The following is a 23,602-nucleotide window of genomic DNA, read 5'->3' on the forward strand; positions in this document are numbered from 1 at the left end:
CTCACCGAGCGCCGACGTACGCCCATCCGCAGGGGTCACCCGCAGGGCCCATCCGCGGGGTCCCCCCGCCAGGACCTGTCCCCAGGGCATCCGCCGGAACTGCCCCCGGGGCCCTCTCGCCAGGGCCCTGCCAGGACCTGTCCCCAGGGCCCCCGCCAGGACCTGCCCCCAGGGCCCCCGCCAGGACCTGCCCCCAGGGCCCCCGCCAGGACCTGCCCCCAGGGCCCCCGCCAGGACCGCCCCCAGGGCCGTCCCGCCACTCAGTGGTGCGCCCGTCTGTCGCGCGCCCTGTCCGCCGGCCGGTCGCCGCCCTTGCCCAGCCTCTTGGCGAGCCGCGCGATGTGGGGCGGCTCCGGCGTGCCGGGCTGCTCCTTGCCGTTCGCGCCGCCGGTCCCCAGCCAGCCGGCCAGCTTGCCGCCCTCGCCGACCGCCCGCAGCCGGGCTTCCGTCGCGTCGCGGACCGGGTCCGTGGCGACGACCAGCAGTTCGTCACCTCGGCGCAGCACGGTCGACGGCGCCGGGACGAAGCTCTTGGCGTCCCGAACGACGAGGGTGACCGCGGCTCCCGCGGGCAACCGCAGCTCCGCGACCTCAACGCCGTGCATCTTGGACCTGCCGGGCACCTCGACGGACAGCAGATGACCGCGCAGGCGCTCCAGGGGCGCCGACTCGATGCCGAGGTCCGCGGTCTCGGACGGGTCGTCGCCGATCTTCAGGGCCCTCGCGAGCCAGGGCAGTGTCGGCCCCTGGATCAGCGTGTAGACGATCACGAGCACGAAGACGATGTTGAAGACCCTGGTACTCCCCTCGATCCCGGACACCATCGGGATGGTCGCCAGGATGATGGGCACGGCGCCACGCAGCCCCGCCCAGGACATCAGCGCCTTCTCGCGGTGCGGCAGCCGGAACGGCGCCAGGCTGATGAAGACCGACAGCGGCCGGGCCACGGCGGTCAGCACCAGGCCGACGACCACGGCGGGCCAGAAGTCGTCGATCAGGTCGTGCGGGGTGACCAGCAGGCCGAGCAGGACGAACATGCCGATCTGTGCCAGCCAGCCGAGCCCGTCGGCGAAGCCCCGGGTGGCCGGCCAGTGCGGAAGCTTGGAGTTGCCCAGGACCATCGCGGCCAGGTAGACGGCCAGGAAGCCACTGCCGTGGGCCATGGCGCCCGTCGCGTACGCCGAGACCGCGATGGCCATGACGGCGATCGGGTAGAGCCCGGACGCGGGAAGTGCCACATGGCGCAGCCCGAAGGCGCCGAGCCAGCCCACCGCGAGGCCGATCGCCGCGCCGATGGCCAGCTCCAGGGCTATCTCACCCACCAGCACGTACCAGTGCTCCACGGGGCCGACGGCGGAGAACGCCACCACCAGGATCACCACGGGGGCGTCGTTGAAGCCGGATTCGGCCTCCAGGACACCGGTGATCCGGGAAGGGAGCGGAACCTTGCGCAGCACGGAGAAGACGGCCGCGGCGTCGGTCGACGAGACGACGGCGCCGATGATCAGTGCCTGACGCCAGTCCAGTCCGACCAGGTAGTGCGCCGCGCTCGCGGTGACGCCCACGCTGATGCCCACGCCCACGGTCGACAGGACCGCCGCCGCCGGCAGCGCGGGTCTGACTTCTTTCCACTTCGTGCCCAGCCCGCCCTCGGCCAGGATGACGACCAGGGCGGCGTAGCCGATCACCTGGGTCAGCTCGGCGTTGTCGAACTTGACGTCGAAGATGCCGTCCTGCCCTATGGCGATGCCGATGCCGAGGTACAGGAGCAGGCTGGGGAGCCCGCTGCGGGACGAGATGCGTACGGCCGCCACGGCGACCAGCAGGACGAGAGAGCAGACGAGCAGAAGTTCGTTGAGCGCGTGGACAGTCAGGGTCCGTTCCTTCCCTGCGTACGCCTTCCGGATCGTTCTCCGGCGGCCGGTACTTCGTTACCTTACCTAATCTTTAACGTTTTCTTGACGCCTTCGAGTGTTCGTGCGAACCGGTGCGCAAATGGATGCATCCCCATACCGCGTCCGAGTGGCTTCGGCGGGGCGCCTATGGTTGCTCCTGCACTCCCAGGACCACCCTGCCCCTCGAAGGACAGCGATGCCCGCCAACACAACCGCCCCTTCCGGGTCTTCCGATGCGAAGAAGACCGGCAGGAAGAAGGGGCGACGCGCCCGCCTGTTCGTGCTCGTCCTGGTGCTGGCGCTTGTCGCGGGTGTCGGGTACGGCGCGTTCTGGTCCGTATCCACCGTCCGGGCCTCGTACCCGCAGACCACCGGGTCGATCGACCTGAAGGGTCTGACCGGCGACGTCGACGTCAGACGCGACGAGTACGGAATCCCGCAGATCTACGCCGACACCGACGGCGACCTCTTCCGCGCCCAGGGCTTCGTCCAGGCCCAGGACCGCTTCTGGGAGATGGACGTACGCCGTCACATGACGTCCGGCCGGCTCTCCGAGATGTTCGGCTCGGGCCAGGTCGAGACCGACGCCTTCCTGCGCACCCTCGGGTGGCGCAAGGTCGCACAGGAGGAGTACGACACCGTCCTGGACGAGGACACCAAGAAGAACCTCCAGGCGTACGCGGACGGGGTGAACGCGTATCTGGACGGCAAGGACGGCAAGGACATCTCCGTCGAGTACGCGGCGCTCGGCCTCACCAACGACTACAAGCCCGCCGAGTGGACCCCCGTCGACTCGGTCGCCTGGCTGAAGGCGATGGCCTGGGACCTGCGCGGCAACATGCAGGACGAGATCGACCGCTCGCTGATGACCAGCAGGCTCAGTGAGGACCAGATCGAGGACCTCTACCCGGGCTATCCGTTCGACAAGCACGAGACGATCGTCGAGCAGGGCGGGATCTCCCCGGCCACCGGCAAGTACGACCCCGATGCCGAGCCGTCCGAGAGCGTCGGTTCCCAGACCGTCGAGGGCGCCACCGAGGGCCTGAACACCCAGCTCTCCGCGCTCTCCGACACGCTCGACGAGATCCCGGCGCTGCTCGGCCCCAACGGCAACGGGATCGGGTCCAACTCCTGGGTCGTCTCGGGCGAGCACACGACGACCGGTGATCCGCTGCTGGCCAACGACCCGCACCTCGCGCCGCAGCTCCCGTCGCTCTGGTACCAGATGGGGCTGCACTGCCGGCAGCTCTCGGCGACCTGTCAGTACGACACCGCCGGGTACACGTTCTCGGGGATGCCGGGTGTGGTCATCGGTCACAACCAGGACATCGCCTGGGGCTTCACCAACCTCGGCGCCGACGTGACGGACCTCTTCCTGGAGAAGGTCTCCGGCGTCGGCTACCAGTACGACGGCAAGACCGAGCCCTTCGTCACCCGCGAGGAGACGATCAAGGTCGCCGGCGGCAAGAGCCGGAAGATCACGGTCCGCGAGACCAACAACGGCCCGCTCGTCTCCGACCGCAGCGGTGAGCTGGAGAAGGTCGGCAAGAAGGCCCCCGTCACCAACTCCGCGCCCGACCGGGGCGACGGATACGCGGTCGCCCTGAAGTGGACCGCGCTGGAGCCCGGCAGGACCATGGACGCGGTCTTCGAGCTCAACCGTGCGAAGGACTTCACGAGCTTCCGCAAGGCCGCCGCCGACTTCGCTGTGCCGTCGCAGAACCTCATCTACGCCGACACCGAGGGCCACATCGGCTACCAGGCGCCCGGCACGATCCCGGTCCGTCTGGAGGGCGACGGCACGATGCCCAGCCCCGGCTGGAGCTCCAAGTACGGCTGGGAGAAGAAGCCCATCCCGTTCGACGAACTGCCGTACGAGTACAACCCTGAGCGCGGCTACATCGTCACCGCCAACCAGGCCGTCGTCGACGACAGCTACGAGCACATGCTGACCAAGGACTGGGGATACGGCGCCCGCAGCCAGCGGATCAACGACCTCATCAAGACGAAGATCGAAGGCGGGGAGAAGATCTCCACCGACGACATGCAGACGATGCAGATGGACAACCAGAGCGCCATCGCGGCGAAGCTGGTGCCGGAGCTGAAGAAGATCGCCATCTCCGACCCGAGCGTCCGTGAGGCCCAGAAGCTCCTCGAAGGCTGGGAATTCAGTCAGGAGTCGGATTCCGCCGCCGCCGCGTACTTCAACGGCGTCTGGCGCAACATCCTCAAGCTGGCCTTCGGGAACAAGCTCCCCAAGGAGATGCGGGCCAAGGGCGACTGCATCTACGTGGAGCCGGCCACCGGCACCGGACCGGTGGACGAACAGGACAAGCTCGTACGGGAATGCGGTCAGCGCGCCCCGGACGCGGCGCAGCCCGACGGTGGCGACCGCTGGTACGAGGTGGTCAAGAGCATCCTGGACGACCAGGACAACGAGTGGTGGAAGGTCCCGGCCAAGGGCCGCGAGGAGGCCATCGACAGCCGGGACGAGCTCTTCGCCCGCGCCATGGAGGACGCGCGCTGGGAGCTGACTGCCGAGCTCGGCAAGGACATCACCACCTGGAGCTGGGGCCGGCTGCACCAGCTGACCCTGCGCAACCAGACGCTCGGTACCGAGGGCCCCGACCTGCTCCAGCGGGCGCTGAACCGCGGCCCCTGGGACCTCGGCGGCGGTGAGGCGGCCGTCAACGCCACCGGCTGGAACGCGGCGGGCGGCTACGAGGTGATCTGGGTGCCGTCGATGCGGATGGTCGTCAACGTGGGGGACTGGGACAAGTCCCGCTGGATCAACCTCAGCGGCGCCTCCGGGCACGCGTTCAGCGCCCACTACACCGATCAGACCGAGAAGTGGGTCGAGGGTGAACTGCTCGACTGGTCCTTCGGTGACGAAGCGGTGAAGGAGTCGACCGTCGACACCCTCACGCTCAAGAAGCCCTAGAGGGGAAGCGCCGCGCTCCGGCCGGCGTGACCACGGCGTCCACGGGGTGGTCGTGCGGTTCCTCCGGAACCCGCGCGACCACCTCGTCGTCGTAGAGAAGGACGATCAGGGCGGGGTGGGCCCCGGCGTCCGAGAGCCGTGCCAGTACCCGGTCGTAGCTGCCGCCGCCACGTCCCAGCCGCATCCCGCGCCCGTCCACGGCCAGTCCCGGCAGCAGGACGGCGTCCGCGTCCAGGACGGCCCGGGGCCCGAGTCGGGCGCCGCCGGGTTCAAGGAGCCCGCGGCCCGCGGGCAGGAGATGCTCCGCACCCTCGAACACGGCCCAGTCCAGGTCGTTGTCCTCCATCAGCACCGGCAGCAGGACGCGTACGCCCCGTGCGCGCAGAGCGTCCAGGAGCACGTGGGTCCCCGGCTCGCGCCCGACGGACACGTAGGCCGCCACGGTCCGGGCGCCCGTCAGCTCGGGGAGATCCAGCGCGGCCGAGGCGAGTACCGTGGCCGCCTGCCGCACGTCCTGCGAGGTGAGGAGCCTTCGCGCGGCGAGCAGTTCACGCCGCAGCCTCGGCTTTTGGGACATGTCGTGGTTCAACGGGTGCTCGCAAAGCTCGTATATGTGGATGAATGAGAACGAAGTTAACCGGACGCTCATCTTCCGCCCATAGGCACCGGTTAGAGTTCTGCGCATGACTCAGTCGCGCCCCAGGATCAGCAAAGCTGTCATCCCAGCTGCAGGTCTCGGCACCCGGTTCCTGCCGGCCACCAAGGCCACTCCCAAAGAGATGCTGCCTGTCGTCGACAAGCCCGCCATCCAGTATGTCGTCGAAGAGGCGGTCGCGGCCGGTCTTTCCGACGTGCTGATGATCACCGGCCGGAACAAGCGTCCCCTGGAGGACCACTTCGACCGGAACTACGAGCTGGAGTCCGCGCTGACCCGCAAGGGAGACGCCGAACGGCTCTCCAAGGTCCAGGAGTCCAGCGACCTGGCCACCATGCACTACGTACGCCAGGGAGACCCGCGCGGTCTGGGTCACGCCGTTCTGTGCGCCGCGCCGCACGTCGGCGACCAGCCGTTCGCCGTCCTCCTCGGTGACGACCTCATCGACCCGCGCGACCCGTTGCTGGCCCGGATGGTCGAGGTGCAGGAGCGCGAGGGCGGCAGCGTCGTCGCCCTGATGGAGGTCGACCCCGCGCAGATCCACCTCTACGGCTGCGCGGCGACCGAGAGCACGGCCGACGGCGATGTCGTGCGGGTCACCGGACTGGTGGAGAAGCCCGACCCCGCCGACGCGCCCAGCAACCTCGCCGTCATCGGCCGCTACGTCCTCGGCCCCGCGATCTTCGACATACTGCGCCGGACCGAGCCCGGCCGCGGTGGCGAGATCCAGCTCACCGACGCCCTCCAGCTGCTGGCCGAGGACGAGAAGATCGGCGGCCCGGTGCACGGCGTCGTCTTCAAGGGCCGCCGCTATGACACCGGTGACCGAGGCGACTATCTGCGTGCCATTGTCAGACTCGCGTGCGAACGTGAGGATCTGGGGCCGGACTTCCGTTCCTGGCTGCGCAGTTACGTCACCGAGGAGTTGTAACAGCTTGAGCGGCACGATCTGGTCGGTGGACGAGCACCTGGACGACATCCTCGCCGCGGTGAGGCCGCTGGAGCCCATCGAGCTGCAGCTGCCCGACGCCCAGGGCTGCGTCCTGGTCGAGGACGTCGTGGTGGGGGTCGCCCTGCCGCCCTTCGACAACAGCTCGATGGACGGGTACGCCGTGCGGGTCTCCGATGTCGAGGGCGCCACCGAGGAGTTCCCCGCCGTCCTCACCGTGATCGGTGACGTCGCGGCGGGTGACGGCGGGCTGCCCGAGGGCCGGTCCGTCGGCCCCGGGGAGGCCGCTCGCATCATGACCGGAGCCCCGCTGCCCGCGGGCGCCGAGGCCGTCGTCCCGGTCGAGTGGACCGACGGCGGTACGGGCGGTGGCCCCGCCTCCGCGATGCGGGCGCACAGCGAGTCCCCGGAGGGGGCGAGTGGCGAGGTCCGCGTACACCGTCCCGTGAAGCCGCGTGCCCACGTCCGGGCCAAGGGCAGCGACGTGCGGCCGGGGGACCTGGCGCTCCGGGCGGGTTCCGTCGTCGGACCGCCGCAGATCGGGCTGCTCGCCGCGATCGGCCGGTCGACGGTGAAGGTGCGGCCCCGTCCGCGTGTCGTCGTGCTCTCGACCGGGAGCGAGCTGGCGCAGCCGGGCGAGGAGCTGACCGGTGGCCAGATCTACGACTCGAACAGCTTCGCGCTGACGGCCGCGGCCCGGGACGCGGGCGCGATCGCCTACCGCGTTCCCGCCGTCGCCGACGACGCGGAGACGCTCCGGGCCACGATCGAGGACCAGCTGATCCGTGCGGACATCGTCGTCACCACCGGCGGGGTGAGTGTCGGGGCGTACGACGTGGTCAAGGAGGCGCTGTCCTCCGTGGGGGACGATTTCGCCGGTGACGGGCCCGCCGATGACGAGGGTGGCGTCGGTGCGAGCCGCACCGGCGGGGGTGTCGACTTCCGCAAGCTCGCCATGCAGCCGGGCAAGCCGCAGGGCTTCGGCTCGATCGGCCCCGACCACACGCCGCTGATGGCGCTGCCCGGGAATCCGGTTTCCTCGTACGTCTCCTTCGAGCTGTTCGTCCGCCCGGCGATCCTGACGCTGATGGGCCTGCCCGACGTCCACCGCCCCCGGGTCCGGGCCACGCTCACGGCGGACGCCGCGCTCTCCTCGCCGCCCGGCAAGCGTCAGTTCCTGCGCGGGACGTACGACGCCGAGGCGGGGACGGTGACTCCGGTCGGGGGAGCGGGATCGCATCTGATCGCCGCGCTCGCCCAGGCCGACGCGCTGATCGTGCTGCCCGAGGACGTCACCTCCGCCGAGCCCGGCACGCGGACCGAGGTGATCCTCCTCCGCTGACTGCCACGCCGTGGCGGTACGGTATCTGGCGCTGTGCCTTACCGGGGGAAGCCCCCCGGGCCCCACGGACCGCGCTCTCACGCGGGACGTGCGGGCAACCGGCGCCCTACCGCTAGGCGGAGTGAGTTGAGTACGCAGAACAGGCTGACGCACATCGACGAGGCGGGCGCGGCCCGCATGGTCGACGTGTCGGAGAAGGACGTCACGGCGCGCGTTGCCCGGGCGAGCGGCCGGGTCCTCGTGTCCCCGCGTGTCGTCGAACTCCTCAGAGGCGAGGGCGTCCCCAAGGGCGACGCGCTCGCCACCGCGCGGATCGCCGGGATCATGGGTGCCAAGCGCACCCCCGACCTGATCCCGCTCTGCCACCCCCTCGCCGTCTCCGGCGTGAAGGTGGACCTGAGTGTCGCCGACGACGCCGTGGAGATCCTGGCCACGGTGAAGACGACCGACCGTACGGGGGTCGAGATGGAGGCCTTGACCGCCGTGTCGGTCGCCGCGCTCACGGTGATCGACATGGTGAAGGCGGTCGACAAGAGCGCGGTCATCACGGACGTACGCGTCGAGGCGAAGTCCGGCGGCAAGTCCGGCGACTACCGGCGTCCCGCGCAGGAGGGGACGCACGCATGAGCGCCCCCGGCAGTACCCCGACGCCGGAGGCCTACCGGGCCCTGGTCGTGACCGCGTCCAACCGTGCGTCGGCCGGTGTGTACGCCGACAAGGGCGGCCCGGTCATCGCCGAGGCGCTCAGCGGCCTGGGATTCACCGTCGAGGGCCCCCAGGTCGTCCCGGACGGCGACCCGGTCGAGGCCGCTCTGCGGGCCGGTACGGCGGCCGGATACGACGTGATCGTCACCACGGGAGGTACGGGCATCTCGCCCACCGACCGCACGCCCGAGGCCACCCGCCGGGTCCTGGACCGCGAGATCCCGGGCATTGCCGAGGCGATCCGCGCCGAGGGCCGGGACAAGGTCCCCACCGCCGCGCTCTCCCGGGGCCTCGCGGGTGTCGCGGACCGCACCCTCATCGTGAACCTCCCCGGTTCGACGGGTGGCGTGCGCGACGGCCTCGCCGTCCTGAGCAGACTTCTGGTGCACGCCGTCGACCAGTTGCGCGGTGGCGACCACCCCCGACCGGGGAGCCCGAGCTGAACGTCCGGACCTGGCCGGTGATCCTGACCGACGGCGCCGTCACCCTCCGGCCGATAAAGCTGCGCGACCAGAGCGTGTGGCGCGAGGTCAACCGGCGTAACCGGGACTGGCTGCGCCCCTGGGAGGCGACCGTCCCGCCGCCCGCCCCCGGCGGCCCCGTGGCCCGGCGTCCCACCTACCGTCAGATGATCCGTCACCTGCGTGCCGAGGCGAACGCGGGCCGGATGCTGCCCTTCGCGATCGAGTACGAAGGGCGTCTGGTGGGGCAGTTGACGGTGGCCGGCATCACCTGGGGCTCGATGTGCTCAGGCCACGTCGGTTACTGGGTCGACCGGAGCGTGGCGGGACGCGGGGTCATGCCGACCGCCGTGGCGCTCGCCGTCGACCACTGCTTCCGTACCGTGGGGCTGCACCGGATCGAGGTCTGCATTCGACCCGAGAACGCCCCCAGCCGGAGGGTCGTGGAGAAACTCGGATTCCGCTCGGAAGGGCTGCGTCCGCGCTATCTGCACATCGACGGCGCCTGGCGTGACCACCTGATCTACGCCCTCACCGCCGAGGAGGTGCCCGACGGGCTCCTGCGGCGTTGGCGCAGGGTGCGGCCGGGTACACCGGATACGCCACGTGCACCCGGGGAAATAAAATAAGTGTTCGAATTTGATAGCTCTACGACGGTAATCGATCCCACTTCCGTCGACAGTTGACCCGAACAATCGCAAAAAAAGTCCGTCATATCAGCTGGATCGTGCGACACACCGGGCCAATTGGCGGATGCTGCCGTGCAAACCCCTCTACGGTGTGAGCGTGAGCAGCAGCGGCCTGATCTACGCAGTCATCGTCGGGGCCTGGGCCGCCTACTTGGTGCCGATGTGGCTCCGCAGGCAGGACGAGCTCAATGAAGCCCGTCCGACGGAACGCTTCAGCACCGCCATCCGGCTGCTGTCCGGACGGGCGGCCATGGAGCGCCGTTACGCCAAGGAGCTGCGGGAGCGGGATGCCGAGCAGGCGCCTGGCGACGTGGACCCGGATGCCGTCACGGACCGAATGGAGTCCGTCGACGTCCGGGCCTTTTCCGCGCCTCCGGCACATACGGAAGCCCGGTTGCGCGACCCGGCGCTCGAACGGTCGGACCAGCAGCGGGCGCACGACCGGCCTGCCCGGCCGGCGCCCGCCCGGCGGCCCTCCGGCGCCGAGTCCGAACGGGAGCGGCGACAGCGGTCGCAGGTCCTGGCGCGCCGCCGGCGTACGACCACCGTCCTGTTCATGGCGTTCACGCTGGGCGCGGTCGTCGCGGCGGTCGGCGGTCTCCGCTTCCTGTGGGCGCCCGCCGTTCCCGCGGTGCTGCTGAGCACGTACATCGTGCATCTGCGGTCCCAGGAGCGCCGCCGGTTCGTCTTCACGATGGACCGGCGCCGTGCCGAGGTCGCCGCGCAGAGGCTGCGCGAGAACCGCCCGCGCAGGAACCAGCCCGCGGCGTCGGCTCCCGCCGAGCCCGACGAGGAGCCCGAAGCGCCCGCGCCCGCTCCCACGGTCTCCCCGCAGGAGGCCGGCCGTCGCGCCCTGGTCGAGCAGACGGACCACGCCGAGTGGGTGGACCAGCAGCGCGAACGCGGCCCGGCGCAGGGCGACAGCTGGGAGCCGGTCCCGGTCCCGCTCCCGACGTACGTCACCGCCCCGGTCGCCCCGCGCGCCACGGGCGGGGTGGAGGTCGGCGACCCGGAGACCTGGAGCGCGGCCCGCTCCAGCCCGGCCGAGCCCACCCGCACCGGTTCCACGGACTCCGCGGAGCCCGACGCCGACCCGGCCCCGCGCCGCCGCGTGACCCCTCCCAGGCGTACCCGCGACCGCGGCCGGACGCCCCTCTTCGACCAGTACGACGACGAGGACCGGCCGCGCGCGGCCAACGAGTGAGACCGTCGGCGAACCCGGCTCGGTGACCTGCCGGGATACGGATTTCCGAGCACCCCGATGAGGGTGCTAGAGTTTCACTCGTTGCAAGGGCCTGTGGCGCAGTCTGGTAGCGCACCTCGTTCGCATCGAGGGGGTCTGGGGTTCAAATCCCCACAGGTCCACCGCACACATGAGATCCCGTCCGATCGTCTCGATCGGGCGGGATCTCTGCTTTTTGGAGCGGGCGGAGGCAGGGGCGTGACCGCCCCGGTGATCAGCCGAAAACCGTCTGCGTTCCCGCCGGTCACGCAGGTTAGGGTGCGCGGCATGACTGCCTTGGCCCTGCGTGGCGCCACGATCGAGTACGACGACCTCGGGCCCGCGGCCGGGGTGCCGGTCCTCCTGATCCACGGCCATCCCTTCGACCGCACGATGTGGGCGCCCCAGGCCGATGCCCTGACGGGAGCCGGGTACCGGGTCGTCACCCCCGACCTGCGCGGGTACGGCCGCAGCGGAGTCACTCCGGGCAAGGTCTTCCTCGCCGACTTCGCCGACGACCTGGCCGCGCTCCTGGACCACGTGGGCATCGAGCGGGCGGTGGTCGGCGGTGTCTCCATGGGCGGGCAGATCGCGATGGAGCTGCAGCTCCGTCACCCGGGGCGGGTACGCGCTCTCGTCCTGTCCGACACCTCCGCCCGGGCCGAGACCGACGAGGGCAAGGCGTTTCGCAACCAAGTGGCGGACGAACTGCTCGCCGAGGGCATGGACGGCTATGCGACGGGAGCGATCCACAAGATGCTCGCGGCGTACAACGTGGAGGCCATGCCGGACGTCGCCGCGCGTGTCCTGGCCATGATGCGGGCCACCGACCCCCGCGGCGCCGCCGCCGCACTGCGGGGAAGGGCCGAACGGCCGGACTACCGGGACACGTTGGCCGGCGTCCGGGTGCCGGTGTGGATCGTCGTGGGGGCGGACGACGCCTACACGCCCGTCGCGGACGCGGAGGCGATGCTCCGGCTGGTGCCGGCGGCGTCCCTGACCGTGATCGAGAAGGCGGGGCATCTGCCCGGCGTCGAACAGCCCGAGCTCTTCAACGCCGCGCTGCTGGACTTCCTGGCCACCCGGGTGACCGCCGGCGGCTGAACCGCGCCCGCTCCTCGCCGTCACCGGGGCGCACCCGCCGGCCTTGCCGGTGGCGCCGGACAGCTTGCCCTCGAAGAGCTCGGAGTCGGGCGGCTCCGCGTGGGCGACCGTCCGGACGCCTGGCCGGTGATCGTGTGGGAACGGCACGGTTCGCCGCACTGGAGGGTCTACGGCTGCGGGATGGCGGAGTTCCCGCGGCGGCTGTTCGCCGATGAGTTCGAGGAGTGCCCCCTGAGCGATCTGTCCCTCTGGGGGTGACGGGTCCGCACTTCGTCCACCGGCACGAGCAGCAGCGCTGCTGGGACGCAGGGGTGGATTCCTACACGGGCGAGCCCGACCCGTACGCGGACATGAGCTTCGGCTGACGGGCTGACGGCCTGGGCCTGAGGGGCTGACGGCCTGACGGCCTGACGGCCTGACGACCTGACGGCCTGACGGGCTGACCCGCCGCCCCCAGCCGGGGCGGGCACCGGGCCGCCTGGGCCCGGCGGGTCCGGCCGGGCACCCGGTAGCCTGGTCCGTCCTCGCGCATCGGCCGCCGTGATGACCGTGGTTGACAGTGATCGGGCGTGCCTCAGGCGCGCGGGACCGCCTGTTCGCGAATTCGCCTGGAGGGCGCCCTGTGACAGCCGGAACACCCAGCTCCCGGATCGACACCGGCAAGCCGCACCCCGCGCGTGTCTACGACTGGCTGCTCGGCGGCAAGGACAACTATCCGGTGGACCAGGCGGTCGGCGAGAAGCTGCCCGCCGAGGCGCGGGCCAACGCGGCGCGGAACAGGGCGTTCATGCACCGGGCCGCGGCCTGGCTGGCCCGCCGGGGCGTCGACCAGTTCCTGGACATCGGTACGGGCATCCCCACCGCGCCGAATCTCCACCAGATCGTCCAGGCCGTCACCCCGCACGCCCGGATCGTGTACGCCGACAACGACCCCATCGTCCTGCGCCACGCGGAAGCACTCCTGGTGAGCAGCCCCGAGGGTGCGACCGGCTACATCCACGCGGATGTGCGGCAGCCCGAGGCGATCCTCGAACGCGCGGCGGAACTCCTGGACTTCACCAGGCCGGTCGCGCTGTCCCTCATCGCGCTGATGCACTTCCTGCCGGACGACCAGGATCCGTACGGCATCACCCGCAGGCTGGTCGCGGCGCTGTCGTCGGGGAGTCACCTCGTCCTGTCCCACGGGACGGCGGATCAGCACCCCGAGCTGAAGCAGGAGACCGAGTCCGCGTACAGCAAGGGCGCCATCGCGCTGCGGATGCGGACCCGCGAGGAGGTCGAGCCGTTCTTCGACGGACTGGAGCTCGTCCCGCCCGGGCTGGTCACGGCACCCGAGTGGTATCAGGAGGAGCCCGCGCCGGTGTACGAGCGGAGCGGGTTCCACGTGGGCGTGGCGCGCGTGCCGTAGGCGGCCGTCACAGCGGCTTGGCCATGCAGATGCTGCTGTCGTACGTGCGGTAGTGGCCGAACTTGGGGCAGGGCGCGTAGCCGCTCGACGTGTACAGCGCGATCGCCTCGGGCTGCTGGTCGCCGGTCTCCAGGACCATGCGGGTGCGGCCCGCAGCGCGGGCGTCGGCCTCCAGCGTGGCGAGGATGCGGCGCGCCAGGCCTCGGCCACGGCCCTCCGGGACCACGAACATCCGCTTGATCTCGGCGTCGCCGTCCGAGTAGCCCTCGTCGTTCCGCTCCTGGCTGCGCCAGCCACCCGTGGCCACCGGGCGGTCCTGTTCGTCGTAGGCGAGCAGGTACAGTCCGCGAGGCGGGTCGAACATGGTGGCGTCGAGCGGTGTGATGTCGCCCTCGTCCCCGTAGCGCTCGGCATATTCGAGCTGCACCTGGTCGTTGAGTTTGACGGCGTCGGGGTGGTCGAAAGGCCGAGGCTGGATAGTCATGCGAGTCATGGTACAAGTATGCACGCCTGCATGTAGGTACTGTACCGGGATGCTGACCGTTACCTCCATCAATGTGAACGGGCTCCGTGCCGCCGCGAAGAAGGGCTTCGTCGAGTGGCTGGGGCAGACCGAGGCCGATGTGATCTGCCTCCAGGAAGTCCGCGCCGAAGTGCAGCAGCTCCCCGAAGAGGTGCGTGAGCCCGCGGGTTGGCACGTCGTGTACGCCCCCGCCGCCGCCAAGGGGCGTGCGGGAGTCGCCCTCTTCACACGGCACGCGCCGGAGCGTGTGCAGATCGGGTTCGGCGGGTTCGAGGTCCCGGGCTGTGAGGAGTTCGACACGGCCGGCCGTTACGTCGAGGTGGATCTCCCGGGCGTGACGGTCGCCAGCCTGTACCTGCCCTCGGGTGAGGTCGGCACCGAGCGGCAGGAGGAGAAGGAGCGCTTCATGGCGGCCTTCCTTCCCTATCTCCAGGGGCTGAAGGTGCGGGCCGCCGCCGAGGGGCGCGAAGTCGTCGTCTGCGGTGACTGGAACATCGCGCACCGTGAGGCCGACCTCAAGAACTGGAAGTCCAACAGGAAGAGCTCCGGCTTCCTCCCCGAGGAGCGGGAGTGGCTGACCCGGGTGTTCGACGAGGCGGAGTACGTGGACGTGGTCCGCGCGCTGCACCCGGACCAGGAGGGGCCGTACTCCTGGTGGTCCTACCGCGGCCGGGCCTTCGACAACGACGCGGGCTGGCGGATCGACTACCAGGTGGCGACCCCCGGTCTCGCCGGCCGGGCGGTCAAGGCCTGGGTGGAGCGCGCCGCCACGCACGGCGAGCGGTGGAGCGACCACGCGCCGGTGACGGTCACGTACGAGCGCTGAGGGGCCCGCGCCCGCCTGGGTGACGCGGCGGTCAGGGCTCCTCGCGCAGCCGGCGGTCCAGGGCCATGGACAGCTCCGCGTCCACCACCGCCTGGGCCAGCGTGCGCAACTGGTCCGGCTCGGACTGCGCGGTGTGGGTGCGCAGGACGCGCACGAAGAGGTCGGCGAGGGCGTCGGCGTGCTCGCGGACCTGGCGGCCCGACGCGAGTACGGCGTCGAGCGGAACGCCGGCCCGTACGAGTTCGGACGAGGCCTCCAGCAGGCGGCGGCTGATGTGGACGATCTCCTCGCCGTCGGTGCCGAGGTAGCCGAGCTCCATGGCCGCGGCGAGGTTCTCCGCCGTGGCCTGGTCCTGGAAGTAGTCGGCCAGTTGCTCGGGTGTGAGCCGGACCGGGGTCTCCTCGGTGGGTTCACCCAGGCCGAGCACCTCGGCGACGTCCCGGCCGCTCTCGAAGGTGCTGGCGAGGTCGGCGATGCCGTTGAGGGTGTGGCCGCGGTCCAGCAGCCCGGTGATCGTGCGCAGCCGGGCCAGGTGGTGGTCGTCGTACCAGGCGATACGGCCCTCGCGGCGGGGCGGCTGGATCAGTCCGCGCTCCCGGTAGAAGCGCAGGGTGCGCACGGTGATGCCGGCCTCCTCGGCCAGCTCCTCCATGCGGTACTCGCGGTGCTCGCGTCCTTCAGCCACACCCGCACCCTATGTTGTACCGCCGGTAACTTTCCTTGCCCCGCCCCCTACCCATCAGTACGGAGCTGCTCTACCCTCCCAACAATGCCAGTGATTGCTGGCAGAGTCGCGTGACGTACCGCGGGGAGGCGGCAGCATGGCCCAGCACGAGCACGTACGAGTGGCGGTGATCGGATCCGGATTCGGCGGCCTCGGAGCCGCTGTCCGGCTCCGCCGCGAAGGGATCACCGACTTCCTGGTCCTCGAACGGGCCGGAGCCGTCGGAGGCACCTGGCGGGACAACAGCTACCCGGGCTGCGCCTGCGACGTACCCTCCCACCTGTACTCCTTCTCCTTCGCGCCCAATCCCGAGTGGCCGCGCACCTTCTCCGGGCAGCAGCACATCCGCGCCTATCTGGAGCACGTCGCCGACACCTTCGGGCTGCGGCCGCACATCAGGCTGAACCACGAAGTCACCGTCATGCGCTGGGACAACGACGAACTGCACTGGGTGATCGAGACGGCCGACGGCTCCACGGTCACCGCCGACGCGGTCGTGTCCGCCACCGGTCCGCTCTCCGATCCGAAGCTCCCGGACATCCCGGGGCTGGCCGATTTCCCGGGCAAGGTCTTCCACTCCGCGCAGTGGGACCACGACTACGACCTGAGCGGCAAGCGCGTCGCGATGATCGGCACCGGCGCCTCCGCGATCCAGATCGTCCCGGAGATCCAGCCGAAGGCCGGCCGGCTCACCCTCTTCCAGCGGACCCCGCCGTGGGTGATGCCGCGTATGGACCGCGCCATCAGCAAGGCCGAGAAGTGGCTGCACCGCACGCTGCCCGTCACGGCCACCGCCCGTCGCGGACTCCTCTGGGGCATCCGTGAGTTGCAGGTCGGCGCCTTCACCAAGCACCCCGACCAGCTCGGTCTCGTCGAGTCGATAGCCAAGGCGAACATGGCGCGGGCGATCAAGGACCCCGCGCTGCGGGCCAAGCTCACTCCCTCGTACCGCATCGGCTGCAAGCGCATCCTGCTCTCCAACGCCTACTACCCGGCGCTCGCCCGGCCGAATGTGGACGTGGTCGCCGCCGGCCTGTCCGAGGTACGCGGCTCCACCCTTGTCGGGTCGGACGGCACGGAGACCGAGGCCGACGTGATCATCCTCGGCACCGGCTTCCACGTGACGGACATGCCGATCGCCGACCGGGTCGTCGGCGCCGACGGCATCACGCTCGCCGAGTCCTGGAAGGACGAGATGCAGGCGCTGCGCGGTGCGACCGCCGCCGGCTTCCCCAACTGGATGACGATCATCGGCCCCAACACCGGGCTCGGCAACTCCTCCATGATCCTCATGATCGAGTCCCAGCTGAACTACATGGCCGACTACCTGCGCCAGCTGGACGTCCTGGGCGGGCGCGCCGCACTCGACGCGCGGCCCTCCGCCGTCGGCGCGTGGAACCGCCGAGTCCAGGACAGGATGAAGCGGACCGTCTGGAACACCGGCGGCTGCACCAGCTGGTACCTCGACGCCAACGGGCGCAACACCACCGTCTGGCCGGGTACGACGGCCGAGTTCCGCCGCGCCACCCGCTCGGTCGACCTGGGCGAGTACGAGGTCGTCCGGGCCCCCTCCACCCACTCCGCCACGCGGGCCGTGCCCGAGGAGGCCGCACGATGAGCCGGCTGACACAGCTCCGGGACATCCCGCCGGTGCCCGTACGCGAACTGAGCGTCGTCTCCGCGGACGGCTCGCGCGTCCACGTCGAACTGCACGGCCCAGAGGGTGCGCCCGCCGTGGTCCTGGCCCACGGCTGGACCTGCAACACCCGCTTCTGGGACGCCCAGGTGCGTGACCTGGCGGTGGATCACCGCGTCGTCGTCTACGACCAGCGAGGGCACGGCCGTTCGCCCGAGGCCGGGCCCGGCGGCTACAGCACGCGCGCGCTGGCCGACGACCTGGAGGCGGTACTGAAGGCCACGCTCGAACCCGGGCAGAAGGCCGTCCTCGGCGGGCACTCCATGGGCGGGATGACGCTGATGGCGGCTGCCGGCCGGGCGGCCGTGCGGGAACACGGGGCGGCCGTGCTGCTGTGCAGCACGGGCAGCTCGCGGCTGACCGCCGAGTCGCTGGTGCTGCCGATCAGGGCGGGCGCCCTGCGCACCCGGATGACGGCCGCGGTCCTCGCGGCGCGCGCACCGCTCGGACCGGTCACGGCGGTCTCCAAGGTCATCCTCAAGTACGCGACGATGGGGCGTGGTTCGGCCCCGGATCGTGTCGACGTCTGTGCCAGGATCGTGCATGCGTGTCCGCGCAGCGCACGCGTCGCCTGGGGGCACGTGCTCGGGGAGCTCGACCTCGAGGCACGGGTACGGGAGCTGCGGCTGCCGACCGCGGTGATCGCGGGCACGCAGGACCGGCTGACGCCGCCCGTGCACGCGAGGGCCATCGCAGCGGCGCTGCCGCAGAGCCTCGGGCTCACCGAACTGGCGGGCATGGGCCACATGACGCCGGTCGAGGCACCCGAGGTGGTCACGGCGAAGCTCCGCGAGCTCGTGGCCTCGTACGTCACTGTTGAAGGCGCGGGCAGCACGGCGGAAGCCGTGAGCGAGGAGGAGGTCGCATGAGCGGCAGGCGGAGTCTCGAAGGCCAGGTCGTCGTCGTCACCGGTGCGGCGAGGGGAGTGGGTGAACTGCTGGCCCGCAAACTCTCGGCGCGGGGCGCCACGCTGGCGCTCGTCGGCCTGGAACCGGACGAGCTGAAGAAGGTCTCGGAGCGGCTGCACTCCGAGAGCGACCACTGGCACGCGGACGTCACCGACCAGGTGGCGATGAGCCGGGTCGCCGAAGAGGTCAAGGCGCGTTTCGGGAAGGTCGACGTCGTCGTCGCCAACGCCGGTGTCGCCACCGGTGGTCCGCTCGTGGACTCGGACCCGGAGGCGTGGCGGCGGGTCATCGAGGTGAACCTGATAGGCGGCGCGGTGACCGCGCGTGCGTTCCTGCCGGTGCTGATGGAGAGCCGCGGCTACTTCCTCCAGATAGCGTCGCTGGCCGCGATCACCCCGGCGCCGATGATGAGCGCGTACTGCGCGTCCAAGTCCGGCGTGGAGGCGTTCGCCCACTGTCTGCGCGGGGAGGTCGGCTACAAGGGCGTGAAGGTGGGGGTCGGCTACCTGTCCTGGACCGACACCGACATGGTGCGCGGCGCCGACGAGGACGACGTCATGCGGGAGTTGCGGCAGCGGCTGCCGTGGCCGACGAACCGTACATACCCCCTGGGTCCGGCGGTCGACAGGATCGTGGCCGGGATCGAACGGCGCTCCGCGCACGTGTACGCCCAGTGGTGGCTGCGCGGGATGCAGTCGATCCGGGGGTACCTGCCGACGGTGATAGGGACCGTGGGGCAGCGCGAGATGAAGCGGTTCGGGCCCCGGCTCGACGGCGTCGGCAAGGGGCTCGTGGGGGCCGGAGGACGGGCCGACCAGGCGGAGCGCGTCCAGGGCGGATGATCGAAATGCGGTGAATGTCCGGGTGTGTAAGTCTGAGCGAGGCCCCACCGGGGCCGACCCCACGCACCCACATAGGAGTGAACAGCATGGGTATCGCAGACCAGTTCAAGGACAAGGCGCAGGAGCTCGCCGACCAGGCCAAGCAGCAGAAGGCCGGCGGCAAGCGGCCCGAGGCGCGCGAGCGCTCCGCCGGCCGCCCGGACCGTGCCCAGGACCAGGCGCAGGGCCGTCGGCCCGAGGCGCGGGACCGGGCGCGCGATGCCGGTGAGCAGGCCCGTGAGCGCTCCGAGCGCTGACGGCCGACGCGCCTAGCTTCGCGGTCTGTTGGGGCGTACCCGGTTGCCGGGTACGCCCCTTCCGCGTGTGCGGAGCCCGCCCCGACTTCCGTGTGTGCGGAGCCCGCCCCGGAGCCGGATCAGCGCGCGGTCACCTCGGCGGCAGCGGGGGGCGGCGCAGGTTCGGAGCCGTGTCGTACGTGGGAGGCGTGGCCGCCGGGTGCGCGCCCAGCAGGTCCAGCGCCACCCTGACCGCGTCGTCCAGCACCGCGTGACGCCCCTCCGCCCAGTCGAGCGGTGTGCGCAGGGCCTCCAGGTCGGGCTCCACGCCGTGGTTCTCGACGGACCAGCCGTACGTGTCGAACCAGGCCGCGTTCATCGGCACCGTGATCACCGTGCCGTCGCCGAGCCGGTGCCGCCCGGTCATGCCGACCACCCCTCCCCAGGTGCGCTGGCCGACCACCGGCCCCAGCTTCAGGAGCCTGAAGGCGGCGGTGATCATGTCGCCGTCGGAGGACGTCGCCTCGTCGGCGAGGGCCACGACCGGTCCTCTCGGCGCGTTGGACGCGTAACTGACCGCCTGCGCGTTGCGGGTCAGGTCCCAGCCGAGGATCGTGCGGGTGAGCTTCTCGACGACCAGCTCGCTGATGTGGCCGCCCGCGTTGCCGCGCACGTCGACGATGAGGGCGGGGCGGGCCACTTCGAGCCGCAGGTCGCGGTTGAACTGCGCCCAGCCGGATCCGCCCATGTCGGGGATGTGCAGGTACCCGCACTTGCCGTGGCTCAACTCCCGTACGACCTCGCGCCGTTTGGCCACCCAGTCCTGGTAACGCAGCGGCCGTTCGTCGACCAGGGGGACGATCGCGATGCGGCGGGACCGGCCGCCGCCCTCGCCTCCGGCGGGGCGGAACGTCAGCTCGACCGTGGTGCCTCCGGCCGCCGTCAGCAGCGGGTACGGCCCGGCCACCGGGTCGACCGGCCGACCGTCGACGTGGGTGAGGACGGCGCCCTCCCGGATGCCCGTACCGGAGAGCGGTGAACGCGCCTTGGAGTCGGAGGAGTCGCCGGGCAGGATGCGCTGCACCGTCCAGTCCCCGTCCCGGCAGACGAGGTTGGCGCCCAGCAGCCCGATCGCCCGCTGGTAGTGCGGCGGGCCCTCGTTGCGGCGGGCGGGGGAGACGTACGCGTGCGAGGTGCCCAGCTCTCCCAGGACCTCGCGCAGCAGATCGGCGAACTCGTCGGGAGAGGCGACGCGTCGGACCAGCGGACGGTACTGGTCCAGCACGGCGTCCCAGTCGATGCCGCACATGTCCGGTTCCCAGAAGTAGGACCGGATGATGCGGCCGGCCTCCCCGTACGCCTGGCGCCATTCCGCCGCCGGGTCGACGTCGTGCAGGATCCGGCGCAGGTCGATGTAGACCGTGGAGTCGTTGTCGCCGGGCTCGTTGGACGGTACGGCGCGCAGCTCGCCGTCGTCCATGACGACCAGCCGGCTGGCGTCACCGCTGACCGCGAACCAGTCCAGGTGGCCGACCAGTTCGGTCTTGCGGGCCTTGGCGATGTTGAAGTGTTCCAGGGTCGGCCGGCCCGACATGTCCGCCGGGTTCGCGAACGTCTCGCCCAGCGCCCCGGAGATCGGCCAGCGGAGCCAGACCAGGCCGCCGCCGCTGACCGGCTGGAGCGCCGAGTACTTCGACGCGGAGACGGGGAACGGCGTCACCCTGTTCTCCAGGCCCTCGAACTCCACGGTGACCGTCGGCCCCTCGACCGTCCCCTCGGGGATGTCCACGGGGTCCAGGCCGCCCGCCGCGGGCCTCCCGTCGGGGAGCAGCGCGAACGGGGAGGGGGTGGCCGAGGAGAGGGGGACCAGATACGGCCGGCAGCCCAGCGGGAAGGAGAGGTCGCCGGTGTGGACGTCGTACACCGGGTCGAAGCCGCGCCAGGAGAGGAAGGCGAGGTAACGGCCGTCGCCGGTGAAGACGGGGTTCTCGTCCTCGAAGCGGCCGTTGGTGACATCCACTATCACCGGCGCGTCGGGGCCGGAGATCCGTGCCAGCTTGATCTGCCGCAGGGAGCGTCCGACGCCGGGGTGCGACCAGGTCAGCCAGTGCCCGTCCGGCGAGAACGCGAGATCGCGGACCGGGCCGTTGACGGAGCGGATCAGCTCGGTGACCTGGGGCGCGGGCGCCTCCGCCTCCGGGTCCGGCTCCGGTGGGGCGGTCCCAGCTCCCGGCTCCGGCTCCGGTGGGGCCGTCCCAGTTTCCGGCTCCGGCGGCGCGGTGCCCGGCTCTGTTCCGTCCAGGTCCAGGGGTTCCGCCTCCTCCGTGGTGTCCAGGAGCAGCAGCCGGCCGTCGTTCGACGCGATGGCCAGCCGCTCGCCCTCCGGGTCGGAGATCAGCTCGTGGACCCGGCCCAGCTGCCCGGCGGCCAGCCGGCGCGGCGGACGGTCGCCGCTGGCGCGGGGGAGGTAGGCGATCTCGACGGCGTCCTCGCCCTCCGCGTCGGTGACGTAGGCCACCTGTCCGCCGCTGCCCAGCATCTCGGGCAGCCGGACGCGCACCCCCGGGGTGTCGGCGATGGTGCGCGCGGGGCCGTCGCGGTGGGTGAGCCAGTAGAGGCTGCCGCGCACGGAGACGGCACTCGCCCGGCCCGTCTCGTCCACGGACAGCGCGTCGACGTGGCTGGCCGCCGGTACCTGGTACGTACGCCGTCCGGTCCGTGGCCCGCCGAGCCGTACCTCCAGTTTCCGGGGTTGCGCGTCCGGCGACTCCAGGTCCTCGACCAGCCACAGATCGCCCGCGCACTGGTAGACGACCCGTGTGCCGTCGCTGGAGGCGTGCCGGGCGTAGAACGCGTCGTGGTCCGTGTGCCGGCGCAGGTCGCCGCCGTCCATCAGGCAGCTGTACAGATTGCCGACGCCCTCGTGGTCGGAGAGGAAGGCGATGCGCCGCCCGACGAACATCGGGGCGTCCAGATGGCCGCCGATGTCCGGCAGCAGGCGCTTGCCGTGCAGCCACAGGCGGCCCGTCGCCCCGCCCCGGTAGCGCTTCCACGCCGCCGGTTCGTGCGGCGGCTTTCCCGTGAGCAGCAGGGTGCGCCGCTCACCGTCGATGTCGGCGACCGCGATGTCGGAGACGGGCCCCCAGGGGAGTTTTCCGCCGGGGCTGCCGTCCGTGGGGACGCTGTAGGCCCACGAGAAGTACGAGAACGGCTGGTTGTGCGAGGACACGGCGAGGATCTGGGAGGAGTCCCCGGGATCGGGGCTCCAGCCGCAGACCCGGGCGTCGGTCGACCCCCAGTAGGTGAGCCTGCGGGCGGGGCCGCCGTCCACGGGGGCGATGTGGATCTCTGGATCGAGCGTGCGCCAGGTCGTGTAGGCGATGCGGCTGCCGTCGGGCGAGAAGCGCGGATGGCTGACCCTCGTCCGGTCGACGGTCAGCCGCCACGCCCGGCCTGGCCGCTGCCCCGCCGGGGCGAGAGGGGAGACCCAGAGGTCGTCCTCCGCCGCGAAGCAGAGCAAGTCCTTGTGGAGGTGCGGGAAACGGAGATACGCGACGTCGTCACTCACCCTCCAATGCTTTCCGCGCCAAGGGCCTGCGGCAACTTGTGGTGCACGACACAAGCGAAACTATCTCGTTTCGCTTGGGGAGGGGGTACCTTCGAAGTGTACGAAACGGTTTCGTTCCGTTAGTTGATCTTCGACTGGCGTACCATCCAGCAGGCGCAACTCAGGAGGAGGTCGACCCATGGCACGCAGTCGGCTCACGCCCGAACGCGAGAGCGAGCTGTACACCGCGGTGCTCGATCTGCTCGGCGAGGTCGGCTATGAAGCCCTGACCATGGACGCCGTTGCCGCCCGAACCCGATCCAGCAAGGCCACCCTCTACCGCCAGTGGGGGAGCAAACCCGAACTCGTCGTCAAGGCGCTCCGGCACAACAAGCCGGTGCGGCTCGGCGAGATCGACACCGGTTCGCTGCGTGGCGACTTCCAGGCCGCGCTCCTGCGGACCGACGACTGCCAGATGGAGAAGAGCTCCGCGCTGATGCGGGGACTCGGCCAGGCGGTCCACGGGAACCCCGATCTGCTCCAGGCGCTGCGTGAGCTGATGATCGAGCCGGAACTCACCGGTCTCGGGCTGATGCTCAGGCGGGCCGTCGACCGGGGTGAAGTGCGTCCGGACAACCCGGCGCTCTCCTATGTCCCGCACATGATGATCGGTGCCTTCGCCGCTCGTGAGCTGATCGAGGGCCGTGCCGTCGACCAGGCGTTCCTCACCGACTACGCGGAAGCCGTGGTGTTCCCCGCCCTCGGCGTCTGACGTCCCCCGCATTCCCTTCATCCGTACGACCTGACTCCCCGACGCTCCACCTGACACGCCGCTCTCGTCGTCGGGCTGGTTCCACACGCCCTCTTCCGCACCACGACTTGACCGGGAG

General features: G+C 71.0%; 21 protein-coding genes and 1 tRNA gene. 17 read left to right on the forward strand and 5 right to left on the reverse strand.

Translation table 11 applies throughout. The annotated features are described in order from the left end of the window. Positions 1 to 260: 260 nt before the first annotated feature. Positions 261 to 1,814 (reverse strand): potassium/proton antiporter, encoded by a 1,554-nt coding sequence (locus ACFYQ6_RS27200; protein ID WP_361575425.1) that lies wholly within the window; start codon positions 1,812 to 1,814, stop codon positions 261 to 263. 277 nt (positions 1,815 to 2,091) lie between these two features. On the opposite strand from ACFYQ6_RS27200, the gene ACFYQ6_RS27205 reads away from it, so the two are divergent. Further along, positions 2,092 to 4,836: a penicillin acylase family protein gene (locus ACFYQ6_RS27205; RefSeq protein WP_388765389.1), complete on the forward strand. Its 2,745-nt coding sequence runs from the start codon at positions 2,092 to 2,094 to the stop codon at positions 4,834 to 4,836. Here the strand turns inward: ACFYQ6_RS27205 and ACFYQ6_RS27210 are convergent. Continuing rightward, positions 4,823 to 5,413: a 5-formyltetrahydrofolate cyclo-ligase gene (locus ACFYQ6_RS27210; protein WP_361575419.1), complete on the reverse strand. Its 591-nt coding sequence runs from the start codon at positions 5,411 to 5,413 to the stop codon at positions 4,823 to 4,825. The two genes, ACFYQ6_RS27205 and ACFYQ6_RS27210, sit on opposite strands and share 14 nt — an antisense overlap. A 106-nt stretch (positions 5,414 to 5,519) precedes the next feature. On the opposite strand from ACFYQ6_RS27210, the gene galU reads away from it, so the two are divergent. The 10 genes from galU (at position 5,520) to ACFYQ6_RS27260 (ending at position 13,371) form a co-directional block, all read left to right on the forward strand. Further along, entirely contained in the window at positions 5,520 to 6,422 is a 903-nt protein-coding gene (gene galU, locus ACFYQ6_RS27215) for a UTP--glucose-1-phosphate uridylyltransferase GalU (protein ID WP_361575417.1), read from the forward strand. Between the two features lie 4 nt (positions 6,423 to 6,426). Beyond that, positions 6,427 to 7,782 carry a gephyrin-like molybdotransferase Glp gene (gene glp / locus ACFYQ6_RS27220; RefSeq protein WP_361575414.1) on the forward strand — a complete coding sequence of 452 codons (1,356 nt, stop codon included), beginning with the start codon at positions 6,427 to 6,429 and terminating at the stop codon, positions 7,780 to 7,782. Positions 7,783 to 7,908: 126 nt separating this feature from the next. Beyond that, entirely contained in the window at positions 7,909 to 8,409 is a 501-nt protein-coding gene (gene moaC / locus ACFYQ6_RS27225; protein ID WP_356742268.1) for a cyclic pyranopterin monophosphate synthase MoaC, read from the forward strand. Next, positions 8,406 to 8,930 carry a MogA/MoaB family molybdenum cofactor biosynthesis protein gene (locus tag ACFYQ6_RS27230; protein WP_361575409.1) on the forward strand — a complete coding sequence of 175 codons (525 nt, stop codon included), beginning with the start codon at positions 8,406 to 8,408 and terminating at the stop codon, positions 8,928 to 8,930. The genes moaC and ACFYQ6_RS27230 overlap by 4 nt, the downstream gene beginning before the upstream one ends. A 17-nt stretch (positions 8,931 to 8,947) precedes the next feature. Beyond that, complete coding sequence (locus ACFYQ6_RS27235; RefSeq protein ID WP_361575406.1) at positions 8,948 to 9,577, forward strand: GNAT family protein; 630 nt, start codon at positions 8,948 to 8,950, stop codon at positions 9,575 to 9,577. A gap of 124 nt (positions 9,578 to 9,701) precedes the next feature. Next, on the forward strand, positions 9,702 to 10,841 hold the full coding sequence (gene glpR / locus ACFYQ6_RS27240; protein WP_361575403.1) for a gephyrin-like molybdotransferase receptor GlpR: 1,140 nt from the start codon (positions 9,702 to 9,704) through the stop codon (positions 10,839 to 10,841). Between the two features lie 87 nt (positions 10,842 to 10,928). After that, positions 10,929 to 11,002 (forward strand) — tRNA-Ala (locus tag ACFYQ6_RS27245). A 145-nt stretch (positions 11,003 to 11,147) separates the two neighbouring features. Beyond that, positions 11,148 to 11,963, forward strand: a complete 816-nt coding sequence (locus ACFYQ6_RS27250; RefSeq protein ID WP_388765393.1) for an alpha/beta fold hydrolase — start codon at positions 11,148 to 11,150, stop codon at positions 11,961 to 11,963. Positions 11,964 to 12,062: 99 nt separating this feature from the next. After that, positions 12,063 to 12,221, forward strand: a complete 159-nt coding sequence (locus ACFYQ6_RS27255; RefSeq protein WP_388765395.1) for a hypothetical protein — start codon at positions 12,063 to 12,065, stop codon at positions 12,219 to 12,221. Between the two features lie 364 nt (positions 12,222 to 12,585). Then, positions 12,586 to 13,371 carry an SAM-dependent methyltransferase gene (locus ACFYQ6_RS27260; RefSeq protein ID WP_388765397.1) on the forward strand — a complete coding sequence of 262 codons (786 nt, stop codon included), beginning with the start codon at positions 12,586 to 12,588 and terminating at the stop codon, positions 13,369 to 13,371. Positions 13,372 to 13,378: 7 nt separating this feature from the next. Here the strand turns inward: ACFYQ6_RS27260 and ACFYQ6_RS27265 are convergent, their stop codons facing one another. Next, positions 13,379 to 13,855 (reverse strand): GNAT family N-acetyltransferase, encoded by a 477-nt coding sequence (locus ACFYQ6_RS27265; protein ID WP_361575391.1) that lies wholly within the window; start codon positions 13,853 to 13,855, stop codon positions 13,379 to 13,381. A gap of 49 nt (positions 13,856 to 13,904) precedes the next feature. Between ACFYQ6_RS27265 and ACFYQ6_RS27270 the strand changes: the two genes are divergently transcribed. Then, positions 13,905 to 14,720, forward strand: a complete 816-nt coding sequence (locus ACFYQ6_RS27270) for an exodeoxyribonuclease III (protein ID WP_388765399.1) — start codon at positions 13,905 to 13,907, stop codon at positions 14,718 to 14,720. Between the two features lie 31 nt (positions 14,721 to 14,751). Here the strand turns inward: ACFYQ6_RS27270 and ACFYQ6_RS27275 are convergent, their stop codons facing one another. Beyond that, on the reverse strand, positions 14,752 to 15,372 hold the full coding sequence (locus ACFYQ6_RS27275) for a MerR family transcriptional regulator (protein WP_361575786.1): 621 nt from the start codon (positions 15,370 to 15,372) through the stop codon (positions 14,752 to 14,754). Between the two features lie 169 nt (positions 15,373 to 15,541). Here ACFYQ6_RS27275 and ACFYQ6_RS27280 point away from each other — a divergent pair, with 169 nt between their 5' ends. The 4 genes from ACFYQ6_RS27280 to ACFYQ6_RS27295 all read left to right on the forward strand — a co-directional run bounded on the left by ACFYQ6_RS27280 (position 15,542) and on the right by ACFYQ6_RS27295 (position 19,186). After that, the gene (locus ACFYQ6_RS27280) at positions 15,542 to 17,062 is read left to right on the forward strand and encodes an NAD(P)/FAD-dependent oxidoreductase (RefSeq protein WP_361575385.1); all 1,521 of its coding nucleotides are present in this window, start codon (positions 15,542 to 15,544) and stop codon (positions 17,060 to 17,062) included. After that, positions 17,059 to 18,009: an alpha/beta fold hydrolase gene (locus tag ACFYQ6_RS27285; RefSeq protein ID WP_388765402.1), complete on the forward strand. Its 951-nt coding sequence runs from the start codon at positions 17,059 to 17,061 to the stop codon at positions 18,007 to 18,009. Before ACFYQ6_RS27280 ends, ACFYQ6_RS27285 begins: the two co-directional genes overlap by 4 nt. Next, on the forward strand, positions 18,006 to 18,890 hold the full coding sequence (locus ACFYQ6_RS27290) for an SDR family oxidoreductase (RefSeq protein ID WP_388765404.1): 885 nt from the start codon (positions 18,006 to 18,008) through the stop codon (positions 18,888 to 18,890). Before ACFYQ6_RS27285 ends, ACFYQ6_RS27290 begins: the two co-directional genes overlap by 4 nt. Positions 18,891 to 18,976: 86 nt before the next feature. Then, positions 18,977 to 19,186 (forward strand): hypothetical protein, encoded by a 210-nt coding sequence (locus ACFYQ6_RS27295; RefSeq protein ID WP_277333412.1) that lies wholly within the window; start codon positions 18,977 to 18,979, stop codon positions 19,184 to 19,186. Between the two features lie 130 nt (positions 19,187 to 19,316). Here the strand turns inward: ACFYQ6_RS27295 and ACFYQ6_RS27300 are convergent, their stop codons facing one another. After that, complete coding sequence (locus ACFYQ6_RS27300) at positions 19,317 to 22,733, reverse strand: S41 family peptidase (RefSeq protein WP_361575376.1); 3,417 nt, start codon at positions 22,731 to 22,733, stop codon at positions 19,317 to 19,319. A gap of 178 nt (positions 22,734 to 22,911) precedes the next feature. Between ACFYQ6_RS27300 and ACFYQ6_RS27305 the strand changes: the two genes are divergently transcribed. Next, a complete protein-coding gene (locus ACFYQ6_RS27305; protein ID WP_388765406.1) occupies positions 22,912 to 23,484 on the forward strand; it encodes a TetR/AcrR family transcriptional regulator in 573 nt (190 codons plus the stop codon). Positions 23,485 to 23,602: the final 118 nt, after the last annotated feature.

Source organism: Streptomyces sp. NPDC005494 (assembly GCF_042872025.1).
In the GTDB taxonomy this organism is placed as follows: Bacteria; Actinomycetota; Actinomycetes; order Streptomycetales; family Streptomycetaceae; genus Streptomyces.